At 52.1% G+C, this 18,021-nt stretch carries 12 protein-coding genes; all 12 read right to left on the bottom strand.

Features of this window, described 5'->3' with window-relative positions; translation table 11 throughout:
- Positions 1-44: 44 nt before the first annotated feature.
- Complete coding sequence (locus NSS64_RS19625) at positions 45-1,493, bottom strand: sensor histidine kinase (RefSeq protein ID WP_340942551.1); 1,449 nt, start codon at positions 1,491-1,493, stop codon at positions 45-47.
- 1 nt (position 1,494) lies between these two features.
- Positions 1,495-2,181 carry a response regulator transcription factor gene (locus NSS64_RS19630; RefSeq protein ID WP_036722376.1) on the bottom strand — a complete coding sequence of 229 codons (687 nt, stop codon included), beginning with the start codon at positions 2,179-2,181 and terminating at the stop codon, positions 1,495-1,497.
- A gap of 130 nt (positions 2,182-2,311) precedes the next feature.
- Positions 2,312-3,973: a S1C family serine protease gene (locus NSS64_RS19635; RefSeq protein WP_341141231.1), complete on the bottom strand. Its 1,662-nt coding sequence runs from the start codon at positions 3,971-3,973 to the stop codon at positions 2,312-2,314.
- 263 nt (positions 3,974-4,236) lie between these two features.
- The gene (locus NSS64_RS19640; RefSeq protein WP_445667804.1) at positions 4,237-5,442 is read right to left on the bottom strand and encodes an MFS transporter; all 1,206 of its coding nucleotides are present in this window, start codon (positions 5,440-5,442) and stop codon (positions 4,237-4,239) included.
- Between the two features lie 160 nt (positions 5,443-5,602).
- Positions 5,603-6,598 carry an ROK family protein gene (locus NSS64_RS19645; RefSeq protein ID WP_341142849.1) on the bottom strand — a complete coding sequence of 332 codons (996 nt, stop codon included), beginning with the start codon at positions 6,596-6,598 and terminating at the stop codon, positions 5,603-5,605.
- A gap of 54 nt (positions 6,599-6,652) precedes the next feature.
- Positions 6,653-7,306 (bottom strand): response regulator transcription factor, encoded by a 654-nt coding sequence (locus NSS64_RS19650; protein WP_341141233.1) that lies wholly within the window; start codon positions 7,304-7,306, stop codon positions 6,653-6,655.
- 64 nt (positions 7,307-7,370) lie between these two features.
- A complete protein-coding gene (locus tag NSS64_RS19655) occupies positions 7,371-8,411 on the bottom strand; it encodes a sensor histidine kinase (RefSeq protein WP_340991925.1) in 1,041 nt (346 codons plus the stop codon).
- Positions 8,412-9,491, bottom strand: a complete 1,080-nt coding sequence (liaF, locus tag NSS64_RS19660) for a cell wall-active antibiotics response protein LiaF (RefSeq protein WP_341141234.1) — start codon at positions 9,489-9,491, stop codon at positions 8,412-8,414.
- A 266-nt stretch (positions 9,492-9,757) separates the two neighbouring features.
- Complete coding sequence (locus tag NSS64_RS19665) at positions 9,758-9,904, bottom strand: hypothetical protein (protein WP_156949683.1); 147 nt, start codon at positions 9,902-9,904, stop codon at positions 9,758-9,760.
- 133 nt (positions 9,905-10,037) lie between these two features.
- Positions 10,038-10,739, bottom strand: a complete 702-nt coding sequence (locus tag NSS64_RS19670) for a 3D domain-containing protein (protein WP_445667845.1) — start codon at positions 10,737-10,739, stop codon at positions 10,038-10,040.
- A 171-nt stretch (positions 10,740-10,910) separates the two neighbouring features.
- On the bottom strand, positions 10,911-12,848 hold the full coding sequence (gene thrS / locus NSS64_RS19675; protein WP_341141236.1) for a threonine--tRNA ligase: 1,938 nt from the start codon (positions 12,846-12,848) through the stop codon (positions 10,911-10,913).
- Between the two features lie 519 nt (positions 12,849-13,367).
- Complete coding sequence (locus tag NSS64_RS19680; protein WP_341141237.1) at positions 13,368-17,771, bottom strand: bifunctional 2',3'-cyclic-nucleotide 2'-phosphodiesterase/3'-nucleotidase; 4,404 nt, start codon at positions 17,769-17,771, stop codon at positions 13,368-13,370.
- Positions 17,772-18,021 lie beyond the last annotated feature (250 nt).

Here is an 18,021-nt window from a genome sequence, read left to right on the forward strand (position 1 = left end):
TCTGCTGTCAATGACTGCTGTAATAGGAGCTACTCAATTATACCCTATTCCAGCGGCGGGGCAAAGAGAAGCGGCAGCCAGATCACAAAGGTCGTCCCTTCCCCCTGACGGGTAACCACCTCAACAGAGCCTCCGTGCTCCTCAATAATCCATTTGGCAATGGACAGTCCGAGCCCGATGCCTTCCGTAATTCCTCTGGATTCATCTGCGCGGTAGAAGCGGTCGAAGATATGCGGCACCTCATCTTTGTCCATCCCGATTCCCGTATCGGCAATGCGGATTCCCACCTGATTCTGATACAGTAAGGCATCCAGCGCTACCTCACCGGCCGGGGTGTATTTGAAAGCATTGTCAATGAAAATGAACATCATCTGCTGCAGATAATCCTTATTACCCAGGATATACTTACCGTTCAGATGGCCCATCTCACCGACAGACCACTCCGCTTCGCGCGTCAGGAAGGACGCCCGGCGGGCTACCTCAGTCATCATCGGCTCCAGCGCCACCGGCTCGATCTCGAAGGTCCGGCCGGTATCCGCCCGGGCCAGGGAGAGCATATCCGCTACCAGACGGCTCATGCGTGCCGCTTCATCAGCGATATCCTTCACCGATTCAAGCGAGAGCTGGCGGATATCCGCCTCGGACATCCGGCTGTCATCCGGCTTCATCTCCCAGACCTTTTGCAGCAGATCGATATTCCCGCGGATGGTTGTAAGCGGTGTCCGCAGCTCATGCGAAGCATCCGAGACAAAGCGGCGCTGCGTGGCGTAGGCCTCCTCCAGCCCTGTATAGAAGCCCTCCATGCGCCCAAGCATACTGTTCACCGTCTCAATCAGCCGCCCGATCTCATCCTGCGGACCGTCATATACGATCCGCGAGCTGAGGTCAGTTCCCGTCTGTATCCCGTTCGCAGCTTCAATGACCTTGCCAATCGGACTCATCGCCTTACGGGCCAGGAAGAGGCCGAAGGTGAAGGCTGCGAGCAATGTAGCGAAGGAGCCGGCCAGCAGAATATTCTTCAGCCGGTTCAGCAGGGTGACCTGCTCACCCGTATACACAGCAACCTGAAGGACAGCAGGAAAACTGCTGTTATTAAGATTAATGTCAAAGCCCTTCTGATAAATCAGAAAAGGATTGCCGCCATAGCTGGCTTGCAGGAATCCCTCCTGTCCGGGGAGATCCTCCTTGGCGGGAACCTTGAACTTCAAGCTGATCTCGGTCATGTTCGGACTGGGGATCAGTCTGTCCAGATCATAGATGTACATCTGGGCGAACAGGCTTTGGCCCGCAGGTCCGCCTAAAATCGGCTGCAGCGTACCGTCAGAGGTCAGCCCCTGCTTCAGTTCAACCTGATGAGACTGGCTCAGGAGCCGGCTTTTCAAATCGCCGTACGTATTAATATAGACAAACGCGTAGATCACGCCGGACAAGACCAGCAGCATAACGGCAAGAATCCCCGAGTACCAGGCAGTCAGCCGCAGTCGTATGGACATATTAGTCACCTCTTAGGATGTAACCGGCTCCCCGGATCGTCTGAATCAGTCGTTTGCCGCCATGCTCCTCCGTCTTCTGGCGCAGCATGGCAATATATACCTCCAGGACATTCGATTCCCCGCTGTAATCGTAGCCCCAGATCTTATCCATGATGAGATCGCGGGAGAGCACCCGCTTCGGATTCTGCATGAACAGATGCAGCAGCTCGAATTCCTTCGCCGTCAGCTCCAGACGCCGTCCGGCGCGGGTCACTTCCCGGGAATCCACATCCAGCGTAATATCCTCATAGGTGACCGCCTGATCCGGGCTTCCGCCCTGCTCGCTTTTGCGCCGGAGCAGCGCCCGGACTCTGGCCAGCAGCTCCTCCAGGGCAAACGGCTTCACCAGATAGTCATCCGCGCCGAGGTCCAGCCCCTTCACCCGGTGCTCGATTTCATCCTTGGCCGTCAGCATCAGCACTGGAACACTGCTTCCGCCCTCCCGCAGACGGCGGCAGACCTCGAACCCGTCGACCTGGGGCATCATAACGTCCAGAATGACCACATCGGGATCACTGTTCAGAACGGCACGCAGCCCGTCTGCCCCGTTGGACGCGGTCTTGACATCATAGCCCTCAAAAGCCAGCCCCCGGCGGAGCATAGAGGTTATTTTCTCATCATCATCAATTATCAGTATATTCGGTCGCATCCGGCAGCCCCCATTGTCTCATTCATATATCTCTATTGTATCAGATGCACCCGTCTCTCCGCATCCGTACACGAACAGCACAGAGCGGAAGGGTTGCCCCTTCCGCTCTAACGCCCACCGCATGATGTGCTTATTGCTTCTGAGTCTGCGTGGTCTCGAAATCATTCTTGTTGCCGATCGTTACCGGCAGATCCAGCTTCTTACCGTCACGGACCACATTCAGTGTCGCCTTATCGCCTACTTTAAGCGTCTGGATGTAAGTGATCAGATCCTGGCTGGTAGCGTAGCTCTTTCCGTCAATTCCTGTAATGATATCGTAAGGACGCAGATCCGCTGTATAAGCAGGAGATTTAAAGACAATTTCAGCTACTACAGATCCTTCTTTAATCGTGGTTCCCATTTGCTTGGCAACTTCATCGGTAATTGTCATCAGAGTAGCCCCAATGAATGGTACCGGTTCCTTCGGAATTTCCTGATTGGCTTCAAGCTTATCTACTACGCCTTTTATGGTATTTACCGGAATGGCAAAGCCGATACCCTGAGCGTCTCTGCTTACTGCAACGTTCATACCAATGACCTGGCCGTTCATGTTGAGCAGCGGTCCGCCGGAGTTCCCCGGGTTAATGGAGGCGTCAGTCTGCAGCAGATTTTTGTAGGTCTTCACGCCGCTGCCGTCTTCTTCGTTGATATCGATGCTGCGGCCTCTGGCGCTAAGCACTCCGGTTGTCACCGTATGGTCGAAGCCCTGCGGGTTCCCGATCGCCACGACCTCTGAGCCGACCTTGATGCTGTCGGAATCGCCAAGCGCCACAGACGGGAAGTCCGAGCCTTCAATCTTCAGTACGGCGAGATCGAGATCCTTGCTGGAGCCCAGCAGCTTCGCTTCATAAGTCTTGGAGGTGCCGTCTACGGTAACCTGAATGACATCGGCACCATCTACCACGTGCTGGTTGGTCAGTATATAACCGTTCGAATCATAGATGAAGCCTGTACCAATACCGTAAGGTGTAAGCTGCGGAGAAGAATTATTCGAGCCCTGCTGGGATTCCGAATTATTCGAGCCGGAACCTCCTCCGCCGAATTGATCCCCGAAGAAGAACTGTGAGAACGGATCACTCATATTCGGGCTGCTGCTTCTATTCCGCGAGTTATTTGATTTCACCAGTGTCTCAATTTTGACGACTGCCGGCCCTACCCCTTCAACTACGCCGGATACATCTCCTGAGCCGGTAACCAGCGCCGCTGCAGAAGTGGAAGGTGTAATGTTGGCATTGCCGCTAGCCGTCTTCCCTGCCGGATTCGTTGCAACCGTGGCTGCCTCCTGGCCTCCGGTGAACCAGTTCCCCCGGTCTGCCATGAACATGGAGCCTGATAAGACCACCATTCCGGCGAGAAAAGATACCAGTACCGCTTTCACCGGCTTCTTCGGTTTACGGTTATACTGCCAGCCGTTGCCCCCCTCTGGAGGATTGCCGCCGCGTCCGCCGTTCCCGTCATTGCCGGTAGTGCGGAGCGATGTGTTATACGGTAAGGACTTCACCGGCTGTGGCGGCGTAACCTCTACCCGTTCGGGTTCGCGGCGGTTATAATGCTGCGGGTCATTGCCGTTCATCTCATCATTGTTCATCGATTTGAAAGGTCCGTAAGAATAGTAGTAGGAGCCGCCTTCTGCGGATGAATTAGTGCTGTTATCAGTATCATTATGATTATTGTCCCATTCACGATCCGGTCCCGGTTCATGATCACGATTGTAGTTGTTCTCACGATTGAAGTTGTTTTTGTTATCGTCCATGTTTACTTTCCTCCCGCGCCTTGCCGTGTCAGGCAAAGTGTTATTTGTTTTGATGTCCTTATTTTGTACTGTAAACCTTAAGGTCACATTAAAAACAATTTAAGCGGAGATAAAAGATACCCAGACGATGATAAATAGTTGATTAATCAAACAGATCTTCTACCGTACGGATAGGCTTCACTTCCATAGGTTCTTTGAATGCTGCCATATGAAAGTAGGCGGCCAGCCAGATGATTGCGCATATAAGAATATAAGCCATCAGTTTATTCCCTCCCTAAAATGGATTGGCCCAGCAGCCGGTTCACCCGCTCTGCACTGCAGAACATGAAGATCAGTAGCGCAAGTACAGCAAAGGGGAATACGGCAATGCTGGTGCGCACGGATAAAAGCCCGAATAACGGCGGAATTAACGTTGTCCCCGTGTAGGCTACCGCCATCTGATACCCGATTAAGCGGGCTGAATTCTCCTTGCCGAACCGGGCCGGCGTCTCATGCAGGAGACCCGGATAAATCGGTGCGAGGCCCAGACCAATCAATATCATTCCTGCAAGTGAGAGGGCCGGATCGAACGGCAATACAAGAACAGCCCCGCCTGCGATGGTCACCAATTGACCGTAACGGATAAGAAGGCGGTTATGGACTTTTAACGTGATGAAGCCGGTAATCAGCCTGCCAACTGTAATGCCCGCGTAGTATACGGAGATCCAAGCCGCTGCTGTATCTGGCGCCACTCCCCTTGCGCCTACCAGATAACTGGCGCCCCACAGTCCAACCATTGCTTCTATTCCGCAGTACAACAAGAACGTCAACAGGGTAGGCTTAACGCCCCGCAAGCGGATGGTGTTCGCCTGCGGCTTAAGATTCACAGCTGCTTCATCCGGAAGCTTGCCGCTAAGCGCTGCGGGAAGCTGAGGCTCCCGCGTGGCAGCAACCTTGTTCCATAACGGAAGCGTCACTAACAGAATCAAGGCGAACCCGAACTGAATGAAGGCCACAACCGCATATCCCCCTCTCCAGGACTGGGCGTGTACGAGATTGACTGCCATAATCATGGGTCCCAGTGTCGCGCCTACGCCCCAGAAGCAGTGCAGCCAGCTCATATGATGAGCCTTGTAATGTTCGGCCACATAATGATTCAGTGCCGCGTCCACTGCACCTGCCCCAAGACCTAGCGGAACGGCCATTACTATGAACCACAACACGGATGGCGACATGGAGAATCCGAACAATGAAGCGGCGGTTACGAGGCAACTGACAAGAGTTATTCGTCCTGTCCCCAAGCGCTTGACTATTATATTACTGAACAGACTGGACACGATGGTCCCTCCGGCAATAATCATCGAGATGATTCCCGCCGATCCAAGCGATGAACCCATCTCCGGCCAGATCACAGGCCACGCAGAGCCAAGTAAAGAATCGGGAAGTCCCAGACTAATAAAAGCCAGATAAATAATAATTAAAAAATACATAGACAAAGATTCTCCTCCTAAAACCACTTAATAAATAAACTTTATAAAGTATATATACTAAGTATGTTCTCTCTCTTGTTTGTTGTCAAGAAGCGGTTTTACATATCCAGAAAACAACAAAAAACCCCTGTAGTTAACAAGGGTTCTTCGCACGTTAGGTCTAAACGGGCTCCGGCTCTAGCTCCTTCAGGGTCAGCCTGCGCAAACCGTTCTCGAAATCTTCCTGAAAGGTATGCTGTAAGACGACTTCCGGATAAACAGGCATGGGGTGCTGAAGCTGATAGGCTGTCCAGGCCGATGTCCAGACGGAATCCTCCACTCTGTCCTGATAGATGACAATTCTATCCGGGGCCAGAACAGCATTCACCGTCTGTAAGATCCTGCAGGTTGCAGCTATGAATATGTCCGGGGTCATCTCCAGGCTCCACTCAGGCATATCGGGAAGGAACTTTACCTCTCCTGACATCCCCTGATTTCCTTTCAGGATGCTGCCGTGCAGGTAGATCCCCATACCCGGCGGGTACCCGTTCGGAAAGTAGAGACCCAGTAAATATTGCTCTTCGCCTTCGCTATGCTTCATGCAATATCCGCTGATCGCAGCATTCACATCATTCTCCACCAGGATAGGCAGTCCAAACCGGGATTCAATCTCTTCTATCAACCTGGAGCCCGTCAGTTCCCGGAGACTGCTGACTTTAATTTCACCGTTTACCGCCTGTCCCGGAATACCTATGCCAATGACCTTGATGGAAGGGTACTGGCTCAGGGCATGTTCAATGATTGTATAGCAATAATCTCTTTCGAAAACCGGGATGATATGCTCATCCTTCATCAGAATATCGTCCTTCAAATTGATAACTGTGGCGGAGATCAGGACCTTTCCCGCTTTTTCTGTCACGTACATCACCAACGCGAGGCTGAAATCGTAATTAAAGCGATAGGTCTGTGCGGGTCTTCCCCCGTTGGAAGGCACCACCAAGTCTTCAAACAACTCCCCTAACTCGGACAGCTCCTTAACTAATGAGTTCACAGTTACTACGCTTAGCTTGGTCCGTGCAGCCAGCTGGGGTTTTGTAGCCGTCTCCATACGTTTCATCACCTGGCGCACATGATTCAGGTTAATTTCCTTCATCAAATTAGCGTTTGCTATTCGGATAGCCTCCTTATCGGTTCAATAGATCATTAGATTCAGTCAAAAAGCCTGCAAATGCTACCCCTGCGCCCAGCCCTTGCGGTGGGCGTAGATCGCCAGCTGGGTGCGGTCGTCCAGCTCACATTTCATCAGCAGGTTGCTGACATGGGTCTTCACGGTCTTGATGCTGATATGCAGCTCCTCGCCGATATCCTTATTCGTCTTGCCCTCAGCGATCAGCAGCAGCACTTCCTTCTCCCGCTCGGTCAAGCCGGAGGAGTCGCCCTGGACCGTGCGCTGGCGGATACCGCGCGTCAGCGCCTGCGACACATCACCGGTCATCACCGGCATGCCGCGATAGGCGCCTTGCAGTGCGTAGATCAGCTCTTCTGCCGAGACCGTCTTGAGCACATAGCTGACAGCCCCGGCTTCAATCGCATCAACCACCAGATCGTCCTCCAGGAAGCTGGTAAGGATGACAATTTTGAGCCCGGGGAATTCGGCCAGGACCGCGCGGGTAGTCTCAGCCCCGTTCATTACCGGCATCATCAGATCCATCAGCACCAGATCCGGCAGCGCCTCCTGTCCCAGCTCACGCAGCATCGCCAGCGCTTCATGCCCGTTGGCTGCTTCTCCAATCACTTCAAACATCGGCTCCAGCATCAGATAGGTTTTGAGGCCCATCCTCACCATATCGTGATCATCTACAAGCAGTACTTTTACGAGACTCATTCTGTACTCCCCCTAATATTGTGTAAGCATGATTCGGCCCCGGCTTCATCACAGCAAGAGCACATCAAGCCTCTTCAGAATCGGCCTCAGTCTCTTGGACAAACTTTGGAATATGTACACGGATCGTCGTTCCCGCTCCCCTGCGGCTGATAATCTCGACCTGACCGCCGAGCTTCTCGGCACGCTCACGCATGGTCGTGAGCCCGTAGGAGCCTTGCTTGTGCTGCACATGCTCGAAGCCCTGACCGTCATCGCTGATGCTCAGCACCACCTGGCGCGGCACCTCCCGCAGGGACAGACTGACCACCCGTGCACCGGCATGCTTCACGATATTCGCCATCGACTCCTGAATAATCAGGAACAGCTGATGCTCAATCGCTTCGGACAGCTCACCCTGAAGCTCGAGCTCCTTCACCCCTTTGAGCCCGTTCTGACGGCAGTAATCCGGGAACCACTTCTCCAGTGCCTCGAACAGATTGCGCCCCTCCAGCTCCACCGGACGCAGCTGTGCGATCAGCGCCCTCATCTGCTTCTGTGCCATCTGGGACATGCTGATCAGCTGATCCATCACCGTCTGCCCGTGCTCTGCGCTGCGCTCAAGCACTTTAGGCAGCGAAGAGGCTGACATGTGAATAGCGAACAGCTGCTGGCTCACCGTATCATGCAGATCCCGGGCCATACGCCTGCGCTCTTCCAGTACCGCGCTCTCCGCTGCCTGTTCCTTCTCGATCACTTCCTGCTCTCCGAGCTGCTGGAGCCGCTTCATCTTCTTCTCCACCGTATCCATCATGATGTTGAACTCGTGGTAGACACGTGCGAAAGACTGGTCCTCGCTCTCCGGCATCCGCACCGACATATTCCCCTTGGCCACCTGCAGCATATTCAGATCCAGATGATCGATCCGCCGCTGAATCCGCTGACCGGCGATGTAGCCGATGATGACTGTGAACAATACAATGCCCAGACACAGGTAGATCCACATCCGGGTATCCACCACCTGAATATAGCCCAGACATGTCCCGGCATACATCAGCCCCGCCGTTACCCCGCCGCTCAGCAGGAAATACACCAGCAGCATCCACTTGGTATTACTGAAGATCCCCATTTAACCCACCGTTTTCACTTTAACGTCGCCGATGAAGCAGCTGACATTGATACGGACCTTCTTGCCGGATTCCTTGTAATATGGTGTCTTGCATTGTACATTGCTCATGAACCCGCTGCGCGACTGCTCCAGCACCTGCATGTCACCGATGAACGAGCTGCCGGTCACAGCCACACCCAGATCCATATCGTCTGGAATGTACACTTTAATATCGCCGACAAAAGCAGAGATATTAATCTTGGTCTCGCCGTAAGGAATCTGCGCATTGGTCAGATCCAGCACCGTATCCCCGATGAACTGCGAAATGTTGGTCCGCTTCAGTTGAAAATGTTCCTTGCCCATATGCACATCGCCGATAAAAGCCGAACGGTTCGTCGCATCCTTATCATGCCCGGAATCCTGAAACTCCTCATGCCATTCGCCGTGACGGCGGGCATGCCGTTCCTGACGCTCCTGGCGTCTGCGCTCCTGCCGCTCTTGCTTCTCCTGCCAGCGGGTATCTGACGAGGCATGCAGCGGGTTACCGTCTGAGTCCTCCTCACCCTTATGCAGATAATCGTTCCAGTTCCGGTCCTCGCTGCCAGCGGGCTTGCCGAATTTCTGCTCGAACTGCTGATCGAGCGTAGATTCCAGCGGAGCGGGCGGCGTTGTATCCAGCGGACTCTTGCCGGGTCCAGGCGGGTAGTAGCCCGGCGGTGAAGGCGGTGCCGGAGGTATAGGCGGAGTACCCGGCCGCGGCCTGAAGATGACGGATAATCCGCCGCCGATCAGCATGAGCGGAATCAGCATTTTGAAGAAATCGCTTGCCGAGTAGTAAAACCAGTCTAAATTCCTTCCCAGGAAAAACACCCCGATGGCCAGATAGATGAACCCGCCGAGTGTTGCCGAGAATCTGGAGTGCTCCTCATCCGGAGCCAAAAACCGTTTGATTCCCATCACGATCAGAATAACCGGCCAATAGGTGGAGATCAGTGAACCCAGACTGAAATCCGTGTAGCCCATTTGCCGGAGCAGGAACATTCCCCCAAGACCGATAAGGAGCAGGCCTCCGAGTACCTGGCTGGTGAACCTTCGTTTCATAATGTCATCCCCCTTGTCGTAAATACAACTCTTCCTTAGTAAACATTTATAACCTTAGTCTACAGGAAGAATGCGGCGGAGAACAGCGGCGTAAGAAGGAACCGTATCTCCGTCTCCAGACCGAGAGAGCTGGAATATTAAGTAAGATTGTAGCTGTATAAAATAACCCAAAATATATAAATTCTATTAAAAAAGCTGCCCTCCAGCCCGTAATCCGGACATGGCAGGACAGCTTGTTGCTTCAGGAGCTTACCGGGAACCCAGCATTACTGCTGCGGTTTCTGAGCCGGTTTGGTCATAGAATTGCTGCTTTGCTTAGTAGCACCGTCATTTTCAACAGCGAACTCTGCATTGTATTTTTCATTTGGTGTTTTGAAATTTTCTTGTACCTTTGGTTTCTTGGAATTAGCCACGAGAATCACCTCCCTATTGTATCGGAAGAAGCAAGTATTTGCTCCAGTCGATATTATGGGAAGCAGACCGCTGTATTATGCATGCTCACGTGAAAATAAATTCAAACTCCGGTTTGACCGGCGTGAGCAACCTCTAAATAGCTTCTTCCAGCAAATATTGCGGAACCGCATTATAAGTCTGAATGGCGTGGCCAAGGCTCTTCAGCATACTTTCTGTGCATTTGCCGTCGCCGCGCTTAATCACTTGAACCACGACTGACTTCTTGCCCCATTCTTTGTAGACCTGCTTGGTGGTGCTGAAGTAGAGATCGATCTTGCGCCCTTTGATTGCCGATCCGGTATCGGCCACAATGCCATATCCGTAACCCGGTATATATAAAATACTTCCCAGCGGCAGTACCTTCGGGTCCGCTGCAATCGTGGATACCGCATTCTTGTCCCGCCGTACCTTCACTCCTGAATACGTAATCCCGTACTCCGGATGCTTCGCGGTCTTGCCTGTGGATTCGTATCCGGCTGTATAGCCGGTCGCCATTACTTTCAGCGAGGTGATAATCTGCTCTGGAGCCGGAGCGGCTACCGGTACCGAGCCGGGTGCTTTGACAGCATTCTTAGGCTTAGCTGCCTGTACCTCTGGCTTAGCAGCTTTGTCTGCGGCATCCGGCTGTGCGGCTCTTGAAGAGCCTCCAAGACGGGATGCTGAGCCTGTCTGCTGACGATCAACGGGTGACTGCTTCTGTATGCTGCTTCCATGCTGCCCTGCAGTGTCCTCCATCCCTCTCGCCTGGACTGACTTCCGCGCGTAGTCCGGGAAGATCCCGGCAGCGGTCAGCATAAGGACGATCGTGACGAAAAGACACCAAAACCTCTGGTATAAGCCCATTTTGTTCATTAGTTAAACCCTCCCCATAGTACGAGGGTTTCCCGATTCACAAAACTTTATACATGACACCGCGCCATAGCGGTCTCATGAGGCTTATAACAGAGGTTCAGTGAGCAGAATGAATTAGATTACACGTCCGGCAATTTCCTGGGCAAGCGAATCAATGGCTTCCTGCAGCGGACGGGCGCCGATGTCGCCTTCGCCGCGTTTGCGGATCGATACGCTGCCCGCATTCATCTCGTTCTCGCCGACAACGAACATGTATGGCAGCTTCTCGAGCTGAGCTTCACGGATCTTGTAGCCCATCTTCTCATTGCGTAAGTCCACTTCCGCACGGATGCCGCTCTTCAGCAGCTTCGCTTCTACTTCCTTCGCATATTCATCGAAGGCTGACGAGACCGGGATAATCTTCACCTGCTGCGGAGACAGCCACAGCGGCAGTGAACCGGCAAAGTTCTCCAGCAGGAAGGCTACGAACCGTTCCATCGTTCCCAGAATCCCGCGGTGCAGGACCACCGGGCGGTGCTTCTGGCCGTCGTCGCCGACATATTCCAGCTCAAAGCGCTCCGGCAGCAGGAAGTCAATCTGTACGGTCGAGAGTGTCTCTTCTTTACCGAGTACAGTCTTAATCTGCACATCAAGCTTCGGACCATAGAAGGCCGCTTCGCCTTCGGCTTCGTAGAACGGCAGACCGGCTTCTTCGACTACCTCACGCAGCATACGCTGTGCCGTCTCCCACATCTCGTCGTTGGCATAATATTTCTCAGTATCCTTAGGATCACGGTAAGAGAGGCGGAACCGGTAATCTTCAATCCCGAAGTCACTGTATACCTGCTTAATTAATTCCAGCACGCGGATGAACTCGCTCTTGATCTGGTCCAGACGGCAGAAAATATGCGAATCATTCAGCGTCATGGAACGCACACGGTGCAGACCTGTCAAGGCTCCCGACATTTCATAACGGTGCTGAATCCCGAGCTCGGCAATACGGATCGGCAGATCGCGGTAGCTGTGCATCGAGCTCTTGTAGATCATCATATGATGCGGGCAGTTCATCGGGCGCAGCACGAACTCTTCGTTATCGATAGTCATCTTAGGGAACATATCTTCCTGGTAGTGCTCCCAGTGGCCGGAAGTCTTGTACAGCTCTACGTTCCCGAGTACAGGAGTGTAGACATGCTGGTATCCGAGGCTTGCTTCCAGATCGACAATATAACGCTCCAGAATACTGCGCAGCTTCGCACCCTTAGGCAGCCAGATCGGCAGGCCCTGTCCAACTAACTGGTTGAAGGTGAAAATCTCCAGCTCCTTGCCCAGCTTCCGGTGGTCGCGCTTCTTCGCTTCCTCCAGCAGGCGCAGATGCTCATCCAGCTGTGCCTTCTTGATCCAGGCTGTGCCGTAGACACGCTGCAGCATCTTGTTCTTGCTGTCCCCGCGCCAGTAAGCCCCGGCCACATTCATCAGTTTGAATACCTTGATCTTGGCCGTAGACGGCAAATGCGGCCCACGGCAGAGGTCAAAGAATTCGCCCTGCTCATAGATAGTGATGACACTGTCTTCCGGCAGAGCTTCAATCAGCTCCAGCTTGTAAGGATCACCCAGCTCGCCGAAGCGCTCCAGTGCTTCCCCCCGGCTGACCTCATGGCGGACAATCGGCAGATTCTCCGAGACGATGCGGTCCATTTCCTTCTCGATCTTCAGCAGATCCTCGGGATTGAGCGGATGCTCCAGGTCCATATCATAATAGAAGCCGTCTTCGATTACAGGACCTACTCCAAGCTTCACTTCCTTGGTGCCGAACAGGCGTCTTACTGCCTGCGCCATCAGGTGAGCTGTACTGTGGCGCATCACTTCGAGACCTTCCGGCGAATCCAGAGTTACTATCTCTACCAGATCGCCTTCCTGCAGCGGTGTTGACAGGTCTACGACAATCCCGTTGAGCTTGCCTGCTGCGGCGTTCTTGCGCAGTCCGCTGCTGATAGAGGCGGCTACATCCTCAATGCTGCTGCCGTCTGCGTATTCCCGGACCGATCCGTCCGGAAGCTTAATATTTACTGACATGATTACTTCCTCCTAAGGTTTGTTGGGCTATACTTCGCTGAACTCTTCACACAAAAAACACCCGTCCCGCAAAGGGACGAGTGATTGCACCCGTGATTCCACCCAAATTCGATCTATCCTTGCAATTGCTGCCTATGCTTCAGCTTCACTGCAGAATATAATCCTTCGTTAGCATGGGGATAACGGTCATGAACCGGCGGTTCTTACTATCCATTAAGATTCCATAATATGGAAACTCTCAGGAGTTCATAACCGCAGCTACAAAGGGGTAAACCAATACCGGTACCGGAGGAAGTTGCAGCCTGAGGCTTCCTCTCTCTGAAACGGTCCAAAGCAAACGGTTCATATCTTTGTCAACGCTGATAACATGAATTAAGGCAATTATAAATCTCAGCTTATCTTCCGTCAAGCGCAAAACAGCTGCCCGTCCTCAGGCCAGAAAAGGGCCCGTGCTATTTCAGCACGGGCCTTCCTCTGATTGATTATCATTTCATGATCACATGATCATGAAACTTTAACTTATGAAGCTTTGTTCTCCAGCATACGGAAGATAATGACCGCAGCCTGAGCACGGTTGGCCATGCTCTTCGGTGCGAACTGCTTGGCATCCACACCGTTGACGATACCCATCTGAGTCAGCTGTGCCACTGCCTGCTGAGCGTAAGGGGCAATCTTGCCCTTATCCGTGAATTTATTCAACGTTGCAGCATCAACCGGCTGCAGCTGACCCTTAAGGGCATTCGCGATCATAATCGCCATTTCCTCGCGGGTAATCTCACGGCCCGGCTCGAATTTACCGTTGCCGGAGCCTTTTACAAGACCTGCATTGACAGCCGCAGCAATCGTACCCGAGTACCAGACTCCCTGCTTCACATCGCTGAATTTCGCAGGTGAAGCCGAATTGCTCAAATCAAGTGAACGAACCAGCATGGTTACGAATTCTGCACGGGTTACACTTTTCATGGGTGCAAAGTTTGTGCCGTCCATTCCTTTGATAATGCCTTTGGCTGCCAATACATTAATGGCATCTGCGGCCCAGGCTACCTTGCCCAGATCCTTGAAGGCTACAACAGGTACAGCAGGAGTTGCTGTAGGTGCCGGTGTAGCCACAGGAGCTGGTGTAGCAGAGGCTGCTGGCGTAGCCGATGGTGTAGCTGTCGGCTTAGGCGTTGCTGTTACAACCGGTCCCGGGTTATATCCAGTACCAGGGGTAGAGCTAGGACTAGGACTTGGAGTAGCTGTTCCAGGGTCTTTCTCCACATTAGTGATCCGGCCTTCAATGGCAGCCGTGATCGCACCGCCGTTGAATGTTTTGACGATATATTCATAGAATACATTCAGGTCAATCGGTCCGGCCAGCGAAGCGCTCGCCTCAGTCAATACCTTGTAATTATCGCCGCCCGCAGCCATGAAGTTATTGACTACAGCCGTGTAGCTCTTCGACATTTCAATAGGTGTTCCGTCTGTCTTGGTCAGGTTAGCCACACGCTCTGCAACCGGCAGATACATGTTGGCTGTATATTTCAGACCTGAGATTTGCAGTGTCTTCGTGTCTGCGGTGCCGTCAGCCTTAACCGCCCATTGCTGCTGCAGCAGAGTCTTGATCTGCTGACCGGTCAGCGTCAGCTTCACCAGCGTGTTGCCGAATGGCTGAATCTTCGCCAGATCGCCGAACGCTACATTACCCTTCGGAAGATCCGCACGGATACCGCCCGGGTTCATGAAGGCGAAATCAGCAGGAACCGTAGAACCGTCTTCGAAATCAGCGCTGCGCATCGCATCTGCAATCAGATTACCCAATGCTGATTCCTTAGTGTAGGCATCTGTACGGGTAATTGTACCGTCAGTAGTTCCTACAGGCTGAGTCAGCTCAGGGTGAAGATTCAAATAGTAGTCCACCAACGCCTTAGTTTCGGCATCCGGTGCGATTTTACTCTGAACCGTGTTCGTTACAGTAGCTGTTTTACTCTTCACTGTACCTGTAGCTCCGTCAATCACCAGCTTAATGTCTTCGAAAGCTGTTCCGTAAGAGTAAGCCTGAACGATCAGCTTACCGTTCACTGTATCATTGGCATAGCCATGATTGTCTCCGGCTACGATCACATCAACCGGGGAATTGGCAGGAAGCGCATTAGCCAGATCTACAGCTTCGCCGGTGGATACATTCTTTTTGGTAACCGGATCAGTCTTGGTTGTTGCCGGATCATGGGCAAGCACCACGATCGTCTTGACGCCTTGAGCATTCAGCTCGGCCGCATATTTCTCAATCGCCGCGACCTCTTCCTCAGCACTCAGGAACTTCACACCGGCTGTACCGGCTGGCGATACTTTGCTTGGCGTTGCTTTGGTCACAACTCCGATGAAGCCGATCTTCACGCCGCCAACTTCTTTTACAACATAAGGGGTGATAATAGGTTTGCCAGTAGTACTGTCTACTGCGTTGGCATTGATATAATCGAAATCTGCGCCGTTATGGACGACTTTCTCGTTCTTAGGGTCTTTACCGCCATAGATTTGAGCCTTCATCGCCTCAACACCTTGGTCAAATTCATGGTTGCCCAGGGTGCCGACGTCGAACTTCATGAGGTTCATCCATTCCATTGTAGGCTTGTCGCGTTCCAGCGAAGATACCGGAGCGGATGCGCCCACAGAGTCGCCGTTATGGAACAGCAGCGAGTGCTCATATTTGGCACGGGCTTCCTTCAAATAAGCCGCAAGTGTAGCCGCTGTGCCTACTGCTTCCCCATTCACCACCGAGGTAGTGTCCAGTTGGCCGTGGAAGTCATTAATGCCCAGCAGATGGACTTCAACATCTCCTGTTGGGACTGGAGGAGCTTTTTTCAAATCAAGGTTGTAGATTTCAAATTTATTGACATCTTGAGTTCCCGTAGCAGTAATGTTTGCAGGAGCGACTGCTGCTGCTTTGGGTGAAGACGGGAATGTTACAGTAACATTGCCTTCAATAGGTGCAATCGACCAGTTGTTGTCTGCGGTAGGATCAACGGTTCCCGCTTCCTTGATGTAATCCATCAGCACCTGGCGGTTCTCCATCTGGGAATCAATGATCATGTTAGCGCCTTTGACACCCGGGAAGTTTCCTCCGCCGCTTGCACGGTAGTTGTTGGTAACGACCACGAAGTCCTGATCCAGATCCAGTGGCTTGTCGCCATAAGTAATGGAGGTTACCCGGCTGGAGGACTGATCGTTGATGCTGCCATCGGGTTTGTACTTCGCATTGCGTGTGACATCAAGTGTATATTGGATGCCGTCAATCACATCGAAATTGAACACAGCAAATGCTGAATTCAAAAGCGGCTGAGGCGTGGAGATGGTCGGCTTAATGCGGTTGAACGCTCCTGCGCTCATCTCTACCCATTCTTTGACGGTCGAACCTTTCACTACAATCGCCTTCAGCGTGTTGTCATACAGATACAGATCGCTTGCACTGGCAATCGTAAGGTTGCCTTTCTTGATGTCTGTATACTCCTCAGGTCCGTTGCGTCCAGCCTTGAATGGCGCACCAACGCTCAGGATCGGCAGGTTTCTATACCCGGCCAGATTCTCGTTCGTATGAATCAAGTTAGATACATACTGCTGCTGGGCATAGGTTACGATCTGGACTGTCGGATCATCCTGCACCATAGCAAAATAGCTGTTCATCGGCGCAAATGTTACACCAAGCGGTTGATTCACATAATCAATCGTAGCTTGATGTGCTGCTCCGGCAAGATCGTCAATAGCAGTGTCAATGGCTGCGCCAGCAATAGAGCGCGTAGAAGCCTTGGAAGCTGCTTTGTCTACTGTCCACTTGCCGCTGCTGTTCTGGGCGATTTTCAGATCGATAAGGCCCAGGTAACCACCGCCATAGCCTGCTTGTACTGCCGGAGTCCCATTGATGTGTCCGTTAACGTTATCTACCTTAGCTACATCATTATTGTAAGGTTTCTTGGTGGACGGATCTTTGAAGGAAGCATCCAGCGCGCTGTCAACGCCGTTCGTCGGGAATACCTTGTGGGTATGCGAGAAGGTAATGGCATCAATGCCGGGAACCTTGCTCAGCAGGTTAATGACATTCTCTGCTCCGGTTCCTTCTGCGGCAGCAGCGTCGAACCCGGAATGAGTCATGGCGACGATAACGTCCGCACCAGCCGTCTTCATTTCAGGAACAAACTTCTTCGCCGTTTCCACAATATCTTTGGCAATAACCTTTTGCTCCAGGTTCACCTTGTCCCACTCCATGATCTGCGGAGTAACCAGACCCAGGAGGCCGACTTTAATGGTAACGGTGTTGCCGTTGCTGTCCTTTACCTCTTTATCGATGATTTTATAAGGTTCAAATGTATTATTATTATCGGACACATTATAAATATTTGCATTCACATAAGGGAACTTCGCTCCCGTAGACTCCTTATAAGTTGCGCTGTTTACATTGCCTTTAACGGTCCGGTCCAGATAATCCAATCCATAATTGAATTCATGATTGCCGAAGGTTGCTGCATCATAACCCATGAGGTTCATAGCTGCTATGATCGGATGAATCTGGTCTTCACTGGTCTTGAAATCAGACACTTGGGCCATATACGTTCCCAGTGGTGTCCCTTGAATCAAATCGCCATTATCCAGCAAAAGGTTGTACTCGCCCTCTGGATCATTGCGTGCAGCCTTTACCAAGGTTGAAGTACGGTCCAGACCTACAGTCGCAGAGGCGGCACCCTTGAAATAGTCCCATCCATATACGTTCGTATGAACATCAGTGGTGCTCATCAAGCGTAAATTAATGGTTCCCGGATTAATCACCGGAGAAGCCTCAGCCTTTCCTGCCGCCAGCACAGGAACATTGAATACTCCGCCCAGCATCTGTGCTGCCAGAACTGTGGTAGCCAATAAAGAAGCTATCGGCTTGTTCCATCTTCTCTCTCCCATAAATCTAATTTCCTCCCTGTGATTGCTAGATTATTCTACCACTGTCCGAAAAATTGTATCATAGCCTTCCCTATGAATCTATCAAATTCCATTAACTCTTATAAATTGTTGTGTAAAATCTCACATTAATTCAGCGAATTTTGTAAAATATACCGATTAAATTTTACAACTCTATGACAAAAACAACGAAAATCCAATACAATGGGATTACCTGGAAATCCAGCTCAATATATGCTGTTTTTCACATACA

The sequence above is a fragment of the Paenibacillus sp. FSL H8-0122 genome (genome assembly GCF_038005345.1).
GTDB lineage: Bacteria > Bacillota > Bacilli > Paenibacillales > Paenibacillaceae > Paenibacillus_AQ.